At 50.6% G+C, this 18,054-nt stretch carries 17 protein-coding genes; 11 read left to right on the top strand and 6 right to left on the bottom strand.

The window, feature by feature from the left end:
- Window positions 1–64: 64 nt before the first annotated feature.
- From znuA to lpxM, 3 genes are all read left to right on the top strand, one after another.
- Window positions 65–997: a zinc ABC transporter substrate-binding protein ZnuA gene (gene znuA / locus ACJHXA_RS08030; protein ID WP_001342995.1), complete on the top strand. Its 933-nt coding sequence runs from the start codon at window positions 65–67 to the stop codon at window positions 995–997.
- 15 nt (window positions 998–1,012) lie between these two features.
- The gene (gene mepM / locus ACJHXA_RS08025; RefSeq protein ID WP_001184045.1) at window positions 1,013–2,335 is read left to right on the top strand and encodes a murein DD-endopeptidase MepM; all 1,323 of its coding nucleotides are present in this window, start codon (window positions 1,013–1,015) and stop codon (window positions 2,333–2,335) included.
- A 119-nt stretch (window positions 2,336–2,454) separates the two neighbouring features.
- Entirely contained in the window at window positions 2,455–3,426 is a 972-nt protein-coding gene (gene lpxM / locus ACJHXA_RS08020; protein WP_000448381.1) for a lauroyl-Kdo(2)-lipid IV(A) myristoyltransferase, read from the top strand.
- Window positions 3,427–3,556: 130 nt separating this feature from the next.
- On the opposite strand, the gene pyk is transcribed toward lpxM, so the two are convergent.
- Window positions 3,557–4,999, bottom strand: a complete 1,443-nt coding sequence (pyk, locus tag ACJHXA_RS08015; protein WP_000091148.1) for a pyruvate kinase — start codon at window positions 4,997–4,999, stop codon at window positions 3,557–3,559.
- A 127-nt stretch (window positions 5,000–5,126) separates the two neighbouring features.
- A complete protein-coding gene (gene hexR / locus ACJHXA_RS08010) occupies window positions 5,127–5,996 on the bottom strand; it encodes a DNA-binding transcriptional regulator HexR (RefSeq protein WP_001056706.1) in 870 nt (289 codons plus the stop codon).
- Window positions 5,997–6,333: 337 nt separating this feature from the next.
- Here hexR and zwf point away from each other — a divergent pair, with 337 nt between their 5' ends.
- The 3 genes from zwf to kdgA all read left to right on the top strand — a co-directional run bounded on the left by zwf (window position 6,334) and on the right by kdgA (window position 10,533).
- Complete coding sequence (gene zwf, locus ACJHXA_RS08005) at window positions 6,334–7,809, top strand: glucose-6-phosphate dehydrogenase (RefSeq protein WP_000301727.1); 1,476 nt, start codon at window positions 6,334–6,336, stop codon at window positions 7,807–7,809.
- Between the two features lie 234 nt (window positions 7,810–8,043).
- Window positions 8,044–9,855, top strand: a complete 1,812-nt coding sequence (edd, locus tag ACJHXA_RS08000) for a phosphogluconate dehydratase (RefSeq protein WP_001069467.1) — start codon at window positions 8,044–8,046, stop codon at window positions 9,853–9,855.
- Window positions 9,856–9,891: 36 nt separating this feature from the next.
- A complete protein-coding gene (gene kdgA, locus ACJHXA_RS07995) occupies window positions 9,892–10,533 on the top strand; it encodes a bifunctional 4-hydroxy-2-oxoglutarate aldolase/2-dehydro-3-deoxy-phosphogluconate aldolase (protein WP_000800512.1) in 642 nt (213 codons plus the stop codon).
- Between the two features lie 55 nt (window positions 10,534–10,588).
- Here the strand turns inward: kdgA and purT are convergent, their stop codons facing one another.
- Window positions 10,589–11,767 carry a formate-dependent phosphoribosylglycinamide formyltransferase gene (purT, locus tag ACJHXA_RS07990; protein ID WP_000173474.1) on the bottom strand — a complete coding sequence of 393 codons (1,179 nt, stop codon included), beginning with the start codon at window positions 11,765–11,767 and terminating at the stop codon, window positions 10,589–10,591.
- A gap of 133 nt (window positions 11,768–11,900) precedes the next feature.
- On the opposite strand from purT, the gene yebG reads away from it, so the two are divergent.
- The 4 genes from yebG to ptrB all read left to right on the top strand — a co-directional run bounded on the left by yebG (window position 11,901) and on the right by ptrB (window position 15,869).
- Entirely contained in the window at window positions 11,901–12,191 is a 291-nt protein-coding gene (gene yebG / locus ACJHXA_RS07985; RefSeq protein ID WP_137522974.1) for a DNA damage-inducible protein YebG, read from the top strand.
- A gap of 66 nt (window positions 12,192–12,257) precedes the next feature.
- Window positions 12,258–12,614, top strand: a complete 357-nt coding sequence (gene yebF / locus ACJHXA_RS07980) for a protein YebF (RefSeq protein ID WP_001295500.1) — start codon at window positions 12,258–12,260, stop codon at window positions 12,612–12,614.
- Window positions 12,615–12,940: 326 nt separating this feature from the next.
- The gene (locus tag ACJHXA_RS07975; protein WP_000024745.1) at window positions 12,941–13,600 is read left to right on the top strand and encodes a tellurite resistance TerB family protein; all 660 of its coding nucleotides are present in this window, start codon (window positions 12,941–12,943) and stop codon (window positions 13,598–13,600) included.
- Between the two features lie 208 nt (window positions 13,601–13,808).
- Window positions 13,809–15,869: an oligopeptidase B gene (ptrB, locus tag ACJHXA_RS07970; RefSeq protein WP_000936936.1), complete on the top strand. Its 2,061-nt coding sequence runs from the start codon at window positions 13,809–13,811 to the stop codon at window positions 15,867–15,869.
- On the opposite strand, the gene exoX is transcribed toward ptrB, so the two are convergent.
- The 3 genes from exoX to holE all read right to left on the bottom strand — a co-directional run bounded on the left by exoX (window position 15,866) and on the right by holE (window position 17,540).
- Window positions 15,866–16,528 (bottom strand): exodeoxyribonuclease X, encoded by a 663-nt coding sequence (gene exoX, locus ACJHXA_RS07965; RefSeq protein ID WP_000944256.1) that lies wholly within the window; start codon window positions 16,526–16,528, stop codon window positions 15,866–15,868. The genes ptrB and exoX overlap by 4 nt on opposite strands.
- Window positions 16,529–16,551: 23 nt before the next feature.
- A complete protein-coding gene (yobB, locus tag ACJHXA_RS07960) occupies window positions 16,552–17,208 on the bottom strand; it encodes a carbon-nitrogen hydrolase family protein YobB (RefSeq protein ID WP_000011652.1) in 657 nt (218 codons plus the stop codon).
- 101 nt (window positions 17,209–17,309) lie between these two features.
- Window positions 17,310–17,540, bottom strand: a complete 231-nt coding sequence (gene holE, locus ACJHXA_RS07955; protein ID WP_000916763.1) for a DNA polymerase III subunit theta — start codon at window positions 17,538–17,540, stop codon at window positions 17,310–17,312.
- A gap of 138 nt (window positions 17,541–17,678) precedes the next feature.
- On the opposite strand from holE, the gene yobA reads away from it, so the two are divergent.
- Window positions 17,679–18,053, top strand: a complete 375-nt coding sequence (gene yobA / locus ACJHXA_RS07950) for a CopC domain-containing protein YobA (RefSeq protein WP_000204699.1) — start codon at window positions 17,679–17,681, stop codon at window positions 18,051–18,053.
- The last annotated feature ends 1 nt before the right edge of the window (window position 18,054 follow it).

The raw sequence follows: 18,054 nt of genomic DNA, 5'->3' as shown, positions 1-18,054 counted from the left end.
TGCAGTAGTCATGAAATGTTATAATATCACACTTCTCATATTCATTACGATGATTGGTCGCATTATGTTACATAAAAAAACGCTTCTTTTCGCAGCATTATCCGCCGCTCTCTGGGGAGGTGCAACACAGGCCGCAGATGCCGCCGTTGTCGCTTCGCTTAAACCCGTTGGGTTCATCGCTTCTGCCATTGCTGATGGTGTAACAGAAACGGAGGTTTTACTGCCTGACGGCGCTTCAGAACATGATTATTCACTGCGTCCATCGGATGTAAAACGCTTACAGAACGCGGACTTAGTCGTTTGGGTTGGCCCGGAGATGGAAGCGTTTATGCAAAAACCGGTAAGCAAATTACCAGAAGCGAAGCAGGTAACGATTGCGCAGCTTGAAGATGTGAAACCGCTACTGATGAAAAGTATTCACGGCGATGATGATGATCACGACCACGCGGAAAAAAGTGACGAAGATCACCATCACGGCGATTTCAACATGCATCTTTGGCTTTCCCCAGAGATAGCGCGGGCTACAGCGGTTGCAATCCATGGAAAATTAGTGGAACTTATGCCGCAAAGTCGAGCCAAACTTGACGCCAACCTGAAGGATTTTGAGGCACAATTAGCCTCAACCGAAACGCAGGTTGGTAACGAGCTCGCGCCGCTCAAGGGGAAAGGTTATTTCGTTTTTCACGATGCTTACGGCTATTTCGAAAAACAGTTTGGACTGACACCGCTTGGTCATTTTACCGTTAACCCTGAGATTCAACCTGGCGCGCAGCGTTTACATGAAATAAGAACACAGTTGGTTGAGCAAAAAGCAACCTGCGTTTTTGCTGAGCCACAGTTCAGGCCAGCGGTCGTTGAGAGCGTCGCACGAGGGACATCCGTTCGTATGGGAACGTTGGATCCCCTGGGGACGAATATCAAACTGGGTAAAACAAGCTATTCAGAATTCCTGAGTCAATTAGCCAACCAGTATGCGAGCTGCCTGAAAGGAGATTAATGAGGAAGTGATTACGTGCAACAGATAGCCCGCTCTGTCGCCCTGGCGTTTAATAATTTACCGCGACCACACCGCGTTATGTTGGGGTCGCTCACCGTTCTTACTCTGGCCGTCGCTGTCTGGCGGCCCTATGTTTATCACCGCGATGCCACGCCAATTGTCAAAACCATTGAGCTGGAACAGAACGAAATTCGTTCGCTCTTACCTGAAGCCAGTGAGCCGATTGATCAAGCTGCACAAGAAGATGAAGCCATTCCCCAGGACGAACTGGATGACAAAATCGCCGGTGAAGCGGGCGTGCATGAATATGTTGTTTCCACTGGCGATACGCTAAGCAGCATTCTCAATCAGTATGGTATTGATATGGGTGATATCACCCAACTGGCTGCTGCCGACAAAGAATTGCGTAACCTGAAAATCGGTCAACAACTCTCCTGGACATTAACCGCGGACGGCGAACTGCAGCGCCTCACCTGGGAAGTGTCTCGTCGTGAAACCCGAACCTATGACCGTACTGCCGCTAACGGTTTTAAAATGACCAGCGAAATGCAGCAAGGAGAGTGGGTTAACAATCTGCTGAAAGGTACCGTCGGGGGGAGCTTTGTTGCCAGCGCCAGAAACGCCGGTTTAACCAGCGCCGAAGTGAGCGCAGTGATTAAAGCCATGCAGTGGCAAATGGATTTCCGCAAACTGAAAAAAGGCGATGAATTTGCGGTATTAATGTCTCGAGAAATGCTTGATGGTAAACGTGAGCAAAGCCAGCTGCTGGGCGTACGTTTGCGTTCAGAAGGTAAAGATTATTACGCTATCCGCGCTGAAGATGGCAAATTCTACGATCGTAACGGTACTGGTCTGGCGAAAGGATTCTTGCGATTCCCGACGGCGAAACAGTTCCGTATCTCGTCTAACTTTAACCCGCGTCGTACTAATCCTGTGACCGGTCGCGTTGCACCACACAGAGGTGTTGATTTCGCCATGCCGCAGGGTACGCCAGTGCTTTCAGTGGGTGACGGTGAAGTGGTGGTTGCCAAACGCAGTGGCGCAGCAGGTTATTATGTGGCTATTCGTCATGGTCGCAGCTACACCACGCGTTATATGCACTTGCGCAAGATTCTGGTGAAACCGGGACAGAAGGTGAAACGTGGCGACCGTATCGCGCTTTCCGGTAATACCGGACGTTCAACCGGGCCACATCTGCACTATGAAGTATGGATAAACCAGCAGGCCGTAAACCCGCTGACGGCAAAACTGCCGCGTACCGAAGGGCTGACCGGCTCCGATCGTCGCGAATTCCTGGCGCAGGCCAAAGAGATTGTGCCGCAGCTACGGTTTGATTAATTAACATCCATTCGCAGCCGGTACGCAGTCAGTACCGGCTTTTTTTATTTGGTGCGGGGCAAGTTGCGCCGCTACACTATCACCAGATTGATTTTTGCCTTATCCGAAACTGGAAAAGCATGGAAACGAAAAAAAATAATAGCGAATACATTCCTGAGTTTGATAAATCCTTTCGCCACCCGCGCTACTGGGGAGCATGGCTGGGCGTAGCAGCGATGGCGGGTATCGCTTTAACGCCGCCAAAGTTCCGTGATCCCATTCTGGCACGGCTGGGACGTTTTGCCGGACGACTGGGAAAAAGCTCACGCCGTCGTGCGTTAATCAATCTGTCGCTCTGCTTTCCAGAACGTAGTGAAGCTGAACGCGAAGCGATTGTTGATGAGATGTTTGCCACCGCGCCGCAAGCGATGGCAATGATGGCTGAGTTGGCAATACGCGGGCCGGAGAAAATTCAGCCGCGCGTTGACTGGCAAGGGCTGGAGATCATTGAAGAGATGCGGCGTAATAACGAGAAAGTTATCTTTCTGGTGCCGCACGGTTGGGCCGTCGATATTCCTGCCATGCTGATGGCCTCGCAAGGGCAGAAAATGGCAGCGATGTTCCATAATCAGGGCAACCCGGTTTTTGATTATGTCTGGAACACGGTGCGTCGTCGTTTTGGCGGTCGTCTGCATGCGAGAAATGATGGTATTAAACCATTCATCCAGTCGGTACGTCAGGGCTACTGGGGATATTATTTACCCGATCAGGATCATGGCCCTGAGCACAGCGAATTTGTTGATTTCTTTGCCACCTATAAAGCGACGTTGCCCGCGATTGGTCGTTTGATGAAAGTGTGCCGTGCGCGCGTTGTTCCGCTGTTTCCGATTTATGATGGCAAGACGCACCGTCTGACGATTCAGGTGCGCCCACCGATGGATGATCTGTTAGAGGCGGATGATCATACGATTGCGCGGCGGATGAATGAAGAAGTCGAGATTTTTGTTGGTCCGCGACCAGAACAATACACCTGGATACTAAAATTGCTGAAAACTCGCAAACCGGGCGAAATCCAGCCGTATAAGCGCAAAGATCTTTATCCCATCAAATAAAAAAGCCTCTCGCGAGGAGAGGCCTTCGCCTGATGATAAGTTCAAGTTTGCTTCAGAATATTCGAAATCTGTTGAACTATCATTGAACTGTAGGCCGGATGTGGCGTTTTCGCCGCATCCGGCAACGTACTTACTCTACCGTTAAAATACGCGTGGTATTAGTAGAACCCACGGTACTCATCACGTCGCCCTGGGTGACAATCACCAGGTCACCAGACATCAAGTAACCTTTATCGCGCAGCAGATTAACCGCTTCGCTGGCAGCTGCTACGCCGTCATTAGCGCTATCAAAGTGCACCGGCGTAACGCCACGATAGAGAGCAGTCAGGTTCAGCGTACGTTCATGGCGCGACATGGCGAAAATTGGTAGACCAGAGCTGATACGGGAGGTCATCAGCGCGGTACGACCCGATTCGGTCATGGTAATGATCGCCGTAACGCCTTTCAGGTGGTTAGCTGCGTACATTGCTGACATGGCAATAGCTTCTTCCACATTGTCGAACTGAACGTCCAGACGGTGTTTAGAAACGTTGATGCTCGGGATTTTTTCCGCACCCAGGCAAACGCGCGCCATGGCTGCAACAGTTTCTGACGGATACTGCCCAGCGGCAGTTTCTGCAGACAGCATCACAGCGTCAGTACCATCCAGAACGGCGTTTGCTACGTCCATGACTTCTGCACGCGTCGGCATCGGGTTAGTAATCATTGACTCCATCATCTGGGTCGCCGTGATTACCGCTCGGTTTAGCTGACGCGCACGACGGATTAACGCTTTCTGAATGCCGACCAGTTCCGGGTCGCCAATTTCCACACCGAGGTCGCCACGTGCAACCATTACCACGTCAGAGGCGAGGATGATGTCATCCATTGCATCCTGGCTGCAAACGGCTTCCGCACGTTCAACCTTGGCAACAATTTTCGCATCACATCCTGCATCGCGTGCCAGCCGACGGGCATAGTTCAGATCTTCGCCACAGCGTGGGAAGGAGACAGCCAGGTAATCTACGCCAATCAACGCCGCAGTCTTAATGTCTGCTTTGTCTTTTTCGGTCAGCGCTTCAGCCGACAAACCGCCGCCAAGTTTGTTGATACCTTTATTGTTGGAGAGGGGACCACCGACGGTGACTTCGGTGAACACTTTCATGCCCTGAACTTCCAGTACTTTTAACTGGACGCGACCATCGTCCAGCAGCAGGATGTCACCAGGCACGACGTCAGCAGGCAGGCCTTTGTAGTCGATACCGACTTTTTCTTTGTCGCCTTCACCTTTACCCAGGTTGGCGTCGAGCAGGAATTTATCCCCAATATTGAGGAAAACTTTGCCTTCTTTAAAGGTGGATACACGGATTTTGGGCCCCTGGAGGTCACCCAGAATAGCCACATGACGCCCCAGTTTTGCGGCAATCTCACGAACTTTATCCGCGCGCATTTTGTGATCTTCAGGCGAGCCGTGAGAAAAGTTCATACGTACAACGTTGGCACCCGCCGCGATAACTTTTTCAAGATTATTATCGCGATCTGTTGCTGGGCCTAACGTGGTAACGATTTTTGTTCTGCGAAGCCTTCTGGACATGTAATACTCCGTTGACTGAAACAACCAGGTGTTGCTTGAACATGAAATCCGAATGAAATAACGCCGCGATGGCGATAAATTAATCTCATTCGGATGTCGTATAAGATTAGGACAGTGACAGTCGTTTTTAGCGATCGTCACTTAAATTAAGTAACTGCTTATCAAAACGCGATTCCTTCAGCGCTTCCTTGACCCGCTTCAAGTTATCTCTGAATTTTGCACCGCGTCGCAAAGTAAATCCTGTCGCCAGCACATCTATCACGGTCAGCTGTGCAAGTCGAGAAACCATGGGCATATAAATGTCAGTATCTTCCGGTACGTCGAGGGTAATTGCCAGCGTTGCTTCCCGGGCGAGCGGGGTACCCGCAGAGGTGAGGGCAATCACCATTGCGTCGTTTTCGCGAGCCAGCTGCGCCAGCTCGACCAGATTTTTTGTTCTTCCAGTGTGAGAAATCAGCACCACCACGTCTCCGTCGCTACAATTCATACAACTCATGCGTTGCAGCACAATATCATCGGAGTACACCACCGGAACATTAAAACGAAAGAACTTATTCATCGCATCGTGGGCAACGGCGGCTGAAGAGCCTAATCCGAAAAAGGCGATTTTTTTTGCCTGAGTGAGCAAGTCGACGGCGCGGTTGATGGCAGATTTATCCAGTGAATGACGGACATGATCGAGCGTTGCCATTGCGGACTCAAATATTTTCCCTGTGTATGATTCAACGCTGTCATCTTCATTGACGTTGCGATTAACATAGGGAGTGCCATTCGCCAGACTCTGTGCCAGATGAAGTTTAAAATCAGGAAAACCGCGCGTGTCCATGCTGCGACAGAAACGATTCACCGTCGGTTCGCTAACATTGGCTTCCAGTGCCATAGCAGCAATACTCGAATGGATCGCGTTATCGGGCGAAGCCAGAATGACCTCGGCAACTTTGCGCTCTGATTTGCTCAAATGTTCCAGCTGAGACTGGATTTTTTCCAGCATATTCATGATGTAAAGAGACTCACGGGTAATGACGATTTCCGCACTGAAAGAAATCGAAATGCAGTTTTGTCAGATATTACGCCTGTGTGCCGTGTTAATGACAAAAGCAGATAAAAAAGTTGTTATTTTTTTTCATAACATGATCAGTGTCAGATTTTTACCGAATGGAAAACGATGATTTTTTTATCAGTTTTGCCGCACTTTGCGCGCTTTTCCCGTAATCGCACGGGTGGATAAGCGTTTACAGTTTTCGCAAGCTCGTAAAAGCAGTACAGTGCACCGTAAGAAAATTACAAGTATACCCTGGCTTAAGTACCGGGTTAGTTAACTTAAGGAGAATGACATGGCGGTAACGCAAACAGCCCAGGCCTGTGACCTGGTCATTTTCGGCGCGAAAGGCGACCTTGCGCGTCGTAAATTGCTGCCTTCCCTGTATCAACTGGAAAAAGCCGGTCAGCTCAACCCGGACACCCGGATTATCGGCGTAGGGCGTGCTGACTGGGATAAAGCGGCTTATACCAAAGTTGTCCGTGAGGCGCTCGAAACTTTCATGAAAGAAACTATTGATGAAGGTTTATGGGACACCCTGAGTGCACGTCTGGATTTTTGTAATCTCGATGTCAATGACACTGCTGCATTCAGCCGTCTCGGCGCGATGCTGGATCAAAAAAATCGTATCACCATTAACTACTTTGCCATGCCGCCCAGCACTTTTGGCGCAATTTGCAAAGGGCTTGGTGAGGCAAAACTGAATGCTAAACCGGCACGCGTAGTTATGGAGAAACCGCTGGGGACGTCGCTGGCGACCTCGCAGGAAATCAATGATCAGGTTGGCGAATACTTCGAGGAGTGCCAGGTTTACCGTATCGACCACTATCTTGGTAAAGAAACGGTGCTGAACCTGTTGGCGCTGCGTTTTGCTAACTCCCTGTTTGTGAATAACTGGGACAATCGCACCATTGATCATGTTGAGATTACCGTGGCAGAAGAAGTGGGGATCGAAGGGCGCTGGGGCTATTTTGATAAAGCCGGTCAGATGCGCGATATGATCCAAAACCACCTGCTGCAAATTCTCTGCATGATTGCGATGTCTCCGCCGTCTGACCTGAGCGCAGACAGCATCCGCGATGAAAAAGTGAAAGTACTGAAGTCTCTGCGCCGCATCGACCGCTCCAACGTACGCGAAAAAACCGTACGCGGGCAATATACTGCGGGCTTCGCCCAGGGCAAAAAAGTGCCGGGATATCTGGAAGAAGAGGGCGCGAACAAGAGCAGCAATACAGAAACCTTCGTAGCGATCCGCGTCGACATTGATAACTGGCGCTGGGCCGGTGTGCCATTCTACCTGCGTACTGGTAAACGTCTGCCGACCAAATGTTCTGAAGTCGTGGTCTATTTCAAAACACCTGAACTGAATCTGTTTAAAGAATCGTGGCAGGATCTGCCGCAGAATAAACTGACTATCCGTCTGCAACCTGATGAAGGCGTGGATATCCAGGTACTGAATAAAGTTCCTGGCCTTGACCACAAACATAACCTGCAAATCACCAAGCTGGATCTGAGCTATTCAGAAACCTTTAATCAGACGCATCTGGCGGATGCCTATGAACGTTTGCTGCTGGAAACCATGCGTGGTATTCAGGCACTGTTTGTTCGTCGCGACGAAGTGGAAGAAGCCTGGAAATGGGTAGACTCCATTACTGAGGCGTGGGCGATGGACAATGATGCGCCGAAACCGTATCAGGCCGGAACCTGGGGACCCGTTGCCTCGGTGGCGATGATTACCCGTGATGGTCGTTCCTGGAATGAGTTTGAGTAATATCTGCGCTTATCCTTTATGGTTATTTTACCGGTAACATGATCTTGCACAGATTGTAGAACAATTTTTACACTTTCAGGCCTCGTGCGGATTCACCCACGAGGCTTTTTTTATTACACTGACTGAAACGTTTTTGCCCTATGAGCTCCGGTTACAGGCGTTTCAGTCATAAATCCTCTGAATGAAACGCGTTGTGAATCATCCTGCTCTGACAACTCAATTTCAGGAGCCTTTATGAATCCACAATTGTTACGCGTAACAAATCGAATCATTGAACGTTCGCGCGAGACTCGCTCTGCTTATCTCGCCCGGATAGAACAAGCGAAAACTTCGACCGTTCATCGTTCGCAGTTGGCATGCGGTAACCTGGCACACGGTTTCGCTGCCTGCCAGCCAGAAGACAAAGCCTCTTTGAAAAGCATGTTGCGTAACAATATCGCCATCATCACCTCCTATAACGACATGCTCTCCGCGCACCAGCCTTATGAACACTATCCAGAAATCATTCGTAAAGCCCTGCATGAAGCGAATGCGGTTGGTCAGGTTGCGGGCGGTGTTCCGGCGATGTGTGATGGTGTCACCCAGGGGCAGGATGGAATGGAATTGTCGCTGCTAAGCCGCGAAGTGATAGCGATGTCTGCGGCGGTCGGGCTGTCCCATAACATGTTTGATGGTGCTCTGTTCCTCGGTGTGTGCGACAAGATTGTCCCGGGTCTGACGATGGCAGCCCTGTCGTTTGGTCATTTGCCTGCGGTGTTTGTGCCGTCTGGACCGATGGCAAGCGGTTTGCCAAATAAAGAAAAAGTGCGTATTCGCCAGCTTTATGCCGAAGGTAAAGTGGACCGCATGGCCTTACTGGAGTCAGAAGCCGCGTCTTACCATGCGCCGGGAACATGTACTTTCTACGGTACTGCCAACACCAACCAGATGGTGGTGGAATTTATGGGGATGCAGTTGCCAGGCTCTTCTTTTGTTCATCCGGATTCTCCGCTGCGCGATGCTTTGACCGCTGCCGCTGCGCGTCAGGTTACACGCATGACCGGTAATGGCAATGAATGGATGCCGATCGGTAAGATGATCGATGAGAAAGTGGTGGTGAACGGTATTGTTGCTCTGCTGGCGACCGGTGGTTCCACTAACCACACCATGCACCTGGTGGCGATGGCGCGCGCGGCCGGTATTCAGATTAACTGGGATGACTTCTCCGACCTTTCTGATGTTGTACCGCTGATGGCACGTCTCTACCCGAACGGTCCGGCCGATATTAACCACTTCCAGGCGGCAGGTGGCGTACCGGTTCTGGTGCGTGAACTGCTCAAAGCAGGCCTGCTGCATGAAGATGTCAATACGGTGGCAGGCTTTGGTCTGTCTCGTTATACCCTTGAACCATGGCTGAATAATGGTGAACTGGACTGGCGGGAAGGGGCGGAAAAATCACTCGACAGCAATGTGATCGCTTCCTTCGAACAACCTTTCTCTCATCATGGTGGGACAAAAGTGTTAAGCGGTAACCTGGGCCGTGCGGTTATGAAAACCTCTGCCGTGCCGGTTGAGAACCAGGTGATTGAAGCGCCAGCGGTTGTTTTTGAAAGCCAGCATGACGTTATGCCGGCCTTTGAAGCGGGTTTGCTGGACCGCGATTGTGTCGTTGTTGTCCGTCATCAGGGGCCAAAAGCGAACGGAATGCCAGAATTACATAAACTCATGCCGCCACTTGGTGTATTATTGGACCGGTGTTTCAAAATTGCGTTAGTTACCGATGGACGACTCTCCGGCGCTTCAGGTAAAGTGCCGTCAGCTATCCACGTAACACCAGAAGCCTACGATGGCGGGCTGCTGGCAAAAGTGCGCGACGGGGACATCATTCGTGTGAATGGACAGACAGGCGAACTGACGCTGCTGGTAGACGAAGCGGAACTGGCTGCTCGCGAACCGCACATTCCTGACCTGAGCGCGTCACGCGTGGGGACAGGACGTGAATTATTCAGCGCCTTGCGTGAAAAACTGTCCGGTGCCGAACAGGGCGCAACCTGTATCACTTTTTAAGACGACAAATTTGTAATCAGGCGAGAGAAAACTCTGATGAAAAACTGGAAAACAAGTGCAGAATCAATCCTGACCACCGGCCCGGTTGTACCGGTTATCGTGGTAAAAAAACTGGAACACGCAGTGCCGATGGCAAAAGCGTTGGTTGCTGGTGGGGTGCGCGTTCTGGAAGTGACTCTGCGTACCGAGTGTGCAGTTGACGCTATCCGTGCTATCGCCAAAGAAGTGCCTGAAGCGATTGTGGGTGCCGGTACGGTGCTGAATCCACAGCAGCTGGCAGAAGTCACTGAAGCGGGTGCACAGTTCGCAATTAGCCCGGGTCTGACCGAGCCGCTGCTGAAAGCTGCTACCGAAGGGACTATTCCTCTAATTCCGGGGATCAGCACTGTTTCCGAACTGATGCTGGGTATGGACTACGGTTTGAAAGAGTTCAAATTCTTCCCGGCTGAAGCTAACGGCGGCGTGAAAGCCCTGCAGGCGATCGCGGGTCCGTTCTCCCAGGTCCGTTTCTGCCCGACGGGTGGTATTTCTCCGGCTAACTACCGTGACTACCTGGCGCTGAAAAGCGTGCTGTGCATCGGTGGTTCCTGGCTGGTTCCGGCAGATGCGCTGGAAGCGGGCGATTACGACCGCATTACTAAGCTGGCGCGTGAAGCTGTAGAAGGCGCTAAGCTGTAAAAGTCAAAACGCCCGATCTACGATCGGGCATTTTTGTAGCGTTTTTTTGCCGGGTTTAACCCTGTACTTTTACCTGTCCGGCGGCGTGCTTCGCGCGTTCAATGGCGTCAACAACACTCTCAGCGGTCGCCAGCGCAACACCCAGACGACGGCTGCCATCAATTTCCGGCTTACCAAATAAACGAATCTGCAAATCTGCGCCTACGGCATTCTGCACATTATCAAACGTGACATTCTGACTGGTCAGTTGTGGCAGAATAACGGCAGAAGCTGCAGGACCATACTGACGGATCCCGCCAACAGGAAGTCCGAGGAAGGCACGTACATGCAGGGCAAACTCTGAGAGATCTTGAGAAATTAACGTCACCATCCCGGTATCATGTGGACGAGGGGAGACCTCACTGAAAATCACCTCATCACCACAGACAAACAGCTCGACACCAAACAGACCATAACCGCCCAGTGCCAGCACCACTTTACGGGCAATCTCCTGCGCACGTTCAAGGGCAAGCGGGCTCATTTGCTGTGGTTGCCAGGATTCACGGTAGTCGCCATCTTCCTGGCGATGACCTACTGGTGCACAGAAATGGACGCCATCCACCGCGCTGACGGTTAGCAGGGTAATTTCGAAGTCAAACTTAACGACGCCTTCAACAATTACGCGGCCCGCTCCGGCGCGACCGCCTTGCTGAGCGTATTCCCATGCCTGAGCAAGTTGCTCTGCAGAACGAATAAACGTCTGCCCCTTGCCGGAAGAGCTCATCACCGGTTTTACAATGCAGGGATAGCCAATGGCGGCAACCGCCTCGCGGAAAAGGCTTTCGCTATCGGCAAAACGATAAGTGGAAGTGGGCAGCTGCAGCTCTTCTGCCGCCAGGCGACGGATACCCTCGCGATTCATCGTTAATTTCGTTGCGCGAGCGCAGGGGACAACATTCAGTCCTTCCTCTTCAAGTTGGATCAGCATATCGGTGGCAATAGCTTCGATCTCCGGCACGATATAATGTGGTTTTTCCAGTTCAACCACACGGCGTAATGCATCACCATCAAGCATATTAATGACATGGGAGCGATGCGCGACATGCATGGCTGGTGCGTCGGCATAGCGATCGACGGCAATCACCTCTACGCCGAGACGCTGACACTCGATTGCCACTTCTTTACCCAGTTCACCGGAGCCTAATAACATCACGCGAGTTGCTGCCGGACGCAGCGCAGTGCCTAATAACGTCATAACGAATATCCCCTGATTAATTCCGCGCGCAGTATAAACGAAAACGTTTGCGTGTGTCTTTATTGCTGATGTTGATTTCTCAACCGAAAAGAAATATACTGTATAAAATCACAGTTATTATGAGAGGCTGCAAATGGCGGTTGAAGTTAAATACGTAGTCATTCGTGAGGGCGAAGAGAAAATGTCGTTTACCAGCAAAAAGGAAGCCGATGCTTATGATAAAATGCTTGATACGGCGGATCTGCTTGACACCTGGCTGACAAATTCTCCAGTGCAAATGGAAGACGAGCAACGTGAAGCCCTTTCGCTATGGCTGGCAGAACAAAAAGATGTGCTGAGCACCATTCTGAAAACCGGCAAATTACCGTCCCCACAGGTCGTCGGTGCTGAATCCGAAGAGGAAGATGCCTCACACGCGGTCTGAAGCAACTTGCGCTCCTGACAATTTGTACCATGCTTTCTCCTGAATCATTGTGCTATGGAGAAAAACATGAAAAAAAGAGGGGCGTTTTTAGGGCTGTTGTTGGTTTCTGCCTGCGCATCAGTTTTCGCTGCCAATAATGAAACCAGCAAGTCGGTCACTTTCCCAAAGTGTGAAGGTCTGGATGCTGCCGGAATTGCCGCGAGCGTAAAACGTGATTATCAACAAAATCGCGTGGCGCGCTGGGCAGATGATCAAAAAATTGTCGGTCAGGCCGATCCCGTGGCTTGGGTCAGTTTGCAGGACATTCAGGGTAAAGATGATAAATGGTCAGTACCGCTAACCGTGCGTGGTAAAAGTGCCGATATTCATTACCAGGTCAGCGTGGACTGCAAAGCGGGAATGGCGGAATATCAGCGGCGTTAATGGCTTCTGATAATTCGATTGACCGTTGGCGGATGCGGCGCGAGTGCCTTGTCCGCCCCAGAACGCACCACAATCGTAGGCCTGAGAAGACGCAACAGCGTCGCATCGGGCAATCAGCATCAAACAATGCCACTCAAAACGACAAACTACTTTCACCTAAAATACCCTTATCACCTGATATACAGTAAATACCTTACCTGGCGCGAATTTCTTTGAATAACGGCCTACCGCCCCGCTTATTTGCGCATCTTTTGTCTCGATATACATTTTCTGACATCCTCATCCGCTATGCTACAGGCACTAAAAATGGTTATTGAGGAGCAAATATGGCTAACTGGTTAAATCAACTGCAATCCCTGCTTGGGCAAAGCAGTTCTTCTACCTCCTCGTCTGCGGATCAGGGATTGGGCAAACTGTTAGTGCCAGGCGCATTAGGCGGACTGGCTGGGCTGCTGGTCGCAAATAAATCAGCACGTAAACTTCTTACGAAATATGGCACCAACGCGTTACTGGTTGGCGGCGGAGCGGTAGCGGGTACGGTGCTGTGGAATAAATACAAAGATAAAATTCGCGCGGCGCATCAGGACGAACCGCAGTTTGGCGCGCAAAGTACGCCGCTGGATGAGCGTACAGAACGTTTGATCCTTGCGCTGGTCTTTGCCGCTAAAAGTGATGGTCATATTGATGCCAAAGAACGTGCGGCAATCGACCAGCAATTGCGTGAAGCCGGCGTGGAAGAGCAGGGGCGTGTACTCATTGAGCAGGCAATCGAACAACCGCTGGATCCACAACGCCTGGCTACCGGGGTCCGCAATGAAGAAGAGGCGCTGGAAATCTATTTCCTGAGTTGCGCGGCTATTGATATTGACCATTTTATGGAACGCAGTTACCTGAATGCACTGGGTGACGCGCTGAAAATCCCCCAGGATGTTCGTGACGGCATTGAACGCGATCTCGAACAGCAAAAACGCACTTTGGCGGAATAATTCCGCTCTCTGGATAGCCTGAAGTTGACTATTTCGGGCTATCCAGAATCGCACAGCCATTTGAACAGGCTGATTTTCTCTGTCTGCATAACATTCGATATCCGCGCCATTACCTGTCATCATCTAAGCAATGACTCCCCTGTTTCGCTTGCATCCCCGGTGAGTTTTGCCACCCTTATAAGATGTTTCAACCAGAAAGAACAATAACATGCTACCAAAAGCCGCCCGCATTCCCCACGCCATGACGCTTCATGGCGATACGCGCATCGATAATTACTACTGGCTGCGGGACGATACGCGTTCTCAGCCAGAAGTCCTGGACTACCTGCAACAAGAAAATAGTTACGGTCATCGGGTGATGGCCTCACAACAAGCCTTGCAGGATCGCATCTTAAAGGAAATCATCGACCGCATTCCGCAACGAGAAGTTTCTGCGCCCTACATCAAAAATGGCTACCGCTATCGGCATATTTATGAACCAGGCTGTGAATATGCTATCTACCAGCGTCAATCGGCATTCAGTGAAGAGTGGGATGAGTGGGAAACATTGCTCGATGCCAATAAGCGCGCAGCTCATAGTGAGTTTTATTCGATGGGCGGAATGGCGATTACGCCCGATAACACCATTATGGCGCTGGCAGAAGATTTTCTTTCCCGACGCCAGTACGGCATTCGTTTTCGTAATCTGGAAACTGGTAACTGGTACCCGGAACTGCTGGATAACGTTGAACCCAGCTTTGTCTGGGCAAATGACTCCTGGACTTTCTACTATGTTCGCAAGCATCCGGTGACGCTGCTGCCTTATCAGGTCTGGCGTCACGCCATCGGTACGCCAGCATCGCAAGATAAACTGATCTACGAAGAAAAAGACGATACCTATTACGTCAGCCTGCATAAAACGACCTCGAAGCACTATGTAGTCATTCATTTGGCCAGCGCCACCACCAGTGAAGTTCGCCTGCTGGACGCGGAAATGGCCGATGCCGAGCCGTTTGTTTTTCTGCCGCGCCGCAAAGATCACGAATACAGCCTTGATCACTACCAGCATCGGTTTTATCTGCGTTCCAACCGCCATGGCAAAAACTTTGGCTTATACCGTACCCGCCTGCGTGATGAGCAACAGTGGGAAGAGTTAATTCCGCCACGCGATAACATTATGCTGGAAGGGTTTACGCTGTTTACCGACTGGCTGGTGGTTGAAGAGCGTCAGCGCGGGTTAACCAGTTTGCGCCAAATTAACCGCAAGACCCGGGAAGTCATTGGTATTGCCTTTGATGATCCGGCCTATGTGACCTGGATTGCCTACAATCCAGAACCTGAAACCGCGCGATTGCGTTATGGTTATTCTTCCATGACCACACCAGATACTTTGTTTGAACTGGATATGGATACCGGTGAGCGTCGTGTATTAAAACAAACGGAAGTTCCTGGTTTTGATGCGGCGAATTACCGCAGTGAACACCTGTGGATAGTCGCCCGTGATGGCGTCGAAGTTCCGGTTTCGTTGGTCTACCATCGCAAACATTTTCGCAAAGGACACAACCCGTTGCTGGTGTATGGCTATGGTTCTTACGGCGCAAGTATTGATGCCGATTTCAGTTTTAGCCGCTTGAGTTTGTTAGATCGTGGCTTTGTCTACGCCATTGTCCATGTTCGCGGCGGTGGTGAGCTGGGGCAACAATGGTACGAAGACGGAAAATTTCTGAAAAAGAAAAATACGTTTAATGATTATCTTGATGCCTGCGATGCATTGTTAAAACTGGGCTATGGCTCTCCTTCGCTTTGTTATGCGATGGGCGGGAGTGCGGGGGGCATGTTGATGGGCGTTGCAATTAATCAACGCCCGGAATTATTCCACGGCGTTATCGCCCAGGTACCGTTTGTTGATGTTGTAACAACGATGCTTGATGAATCAATTCCTCTTACCACTGGTGAGTTTGAAGAGTGGGGGAATCCGCAGGATCCGCAATATTACGAGTACATGAAAAGCTACAGCCCATATGACAACGTCACCGCACAGGCTTATCCGCATTTACTGGTAACGACCGGTTTGCACGATTCTCAGGTGCAATATTGGGAACCGGCAAAATGGGTCGCTAAATTGCGCGAGCTGAAAACCGATGACCATCTTTTATTGCTCTGTACCGACATGGACTCAGGCCATGGCGGTAAATCTGGTCGCTTTAAATCGTACGAAGGCGTAGCGATGGAATATGCTTTTCTGGTCGCGCTGGCGCAGGGAACATTACCCGCTACGCCTGCGGACTAAGTATTTTCCAGATAATGTTTCAGTGTTAAACGCAGCTCCGGGCTCATGCTGTCCAGGTTATTAAATAACCAGCGCAGATAGCCCGGATCGCGTTCGGCAACGTCGGAAACCGCTTTGCCACGGTATTTGCCAAAGGTGAAGGTCGTCATCAACGACGGACGTCCGGTGATATCGGCCATCTGTTCTGCCGTCCAGCCGGAGGTGTTCATAATATCGATAAGCAACGCGGCGGTGATATAACAGTCATACAACGCGCGGTGATGATGCAGGCCCGGCGGCGTCTGTACATTGAGCTTGCGTGTTTTATATAACGCCATATTGCTGTACTTGATCCCAGGCCACAAACGACGGGCCAGTTTCATAGTGCAAATCCACTCACCGGGCATCTCAGGCAGTACGCGGCGGTCAAAGCTGGCGTTATGCGCGACATACCATTCACTACCGTAATAGTGTGGGATCACATCTTCAATCCACGGTTTATCGGCGACCATGGCTTCGGTGATGCGATGAATCGCCATCGCTTGTGGACTAATAGGACGATCGGGGCGCACCAGGTGGCTCATGGGGTTGACGATTTTTCCGTCAATGACATCAACAGAGGCAATCTCAACGATCCCTCCCTGCAAACCGCAGGTTTCTGTATCGATAATGCGCAACATGGCATGCTCCAGGCCGAAAAAGCCTAGCGTAATGGAATGATATCGCCTTGCCAACCCTGTGATGAACGCTGACCGACTAACAATAATGAACCACGATCGGCGCGAACGATGAGACGACCATATTCATCCCATAGTGCACTGTTACCACGGGCATTTGCCATCAGCACGGCAATCGAGTACTGATGTGAAAAAAATTGTAAGCGACGGGCCGACGCCAGCAGGTCGGGTTCTCCCAGACATTGCCCTGTAGTAAACAGTGAACAGGTCGGGTCCATATCCATACCTTCCGGTTGTTCATCGACCACCGTGATGGTTCTGGAACGACGACCCAGACATGCACCATGACTCTGATGGTAGATCCCAGGCGTTTTTCGCCACGGTGCGAACACCGCAATTCCACGAATAAAGCGATCGTTATATTCAACGGGAAGGCCGGCAATGATGGTCATTCGCCAGGTCGTTGCGGCATAACAAAGCGGGTCTAACAGTGAGAGATCGGGTGGGGCAGGAAGGGCACGTCGCGAATAATCACACCCCAGTAAAGAAAGCGATGGAAAAACTAACAGCTGACATTGTTGCCTGGCGGCGGCCCTCACAAACTCCAGATGATGAGCTACCTGTTCGGTGAGTGAGGTTTTACGAGGCTCATATTGCGCTGCTGCAACTTTCCAGAACGACATAATGACTTCCTTTTCAAAATGACTGCAAATTATGGGTGCGGTTTAGAAAATACTCATAATTTAGCAGGCGTTATGTAAGAAAGTGTAACTCTGTATAAGTTTTATTTAAGTTTGGGCTCGTAAGGTAAACGTGACAGATTGACCGAAGCCAAACGGTGGGCAATAAGCCGCTCGCGAAACCAGCTGCGCAAATGTTCAGGCTGTTCACGTTCAACCGCTTCAGCGATCACCGGCATATTGTAGCGTTCTTTAAATGCCACCCCGGCCGCCGCCAAATCGACATTCACTTTATCCATTTCTGTTTGATCCAGTTTAGCCAGATTCTTCAGCATTCTTAATCTCCTCATCATTCGCGGGCAAAAGTTACTAAGAGTGAGCCAGGATGGCAAGCCGGAATTGATGATCCTCGACTCAGACATTAGACAAGGTTATGCTCTGTAAAAAAGTTATTACAAAAAGGAATAGATAATATGACTTCAACTGCACGCTCCCTTCGCTACGCGCTGGCAATCCTGACCACTTCGTTGGTGACACCTTCCGTCTGGGCACATGCGCATTTAACGCATCAGTATCCTGCGGCAAACGCGCAAGTGACAGCTGCACCGCAGGCAATCACTTTAAACTTCTCGGAAGGTGTTGAAACAGGATTCAGTGGTGCAAAAATCACGGGGCCAAAAAACGAAAATATTAAAACATTACCGGCGAAGCGAAATGAGCAGGACCAAAAGCAACTGATTGTTCCACTGGCCGATTCGCTGAAACCCGGAACCTACATCGTTGACTGGCATGTTGTTTCGGTGGACGGGCATAAAACGAAAGGACACTACACCTTTAGCGTGAAATAAA

The sequence above is a fragment of the Escherichia sp. WS33 genome, from assembly GCF_046486385.1.
Taxonomy (GTDB): Bacteria; Pseudomonadota; Gammaproteobacteria; order Enterobacterales; family Enterobacteriaceae; genus ECMA0423.
Note: the sequence above shows the minus strand (reverse complement) of the source record. Positions and strands in the feature narration are given on the sequence as shown.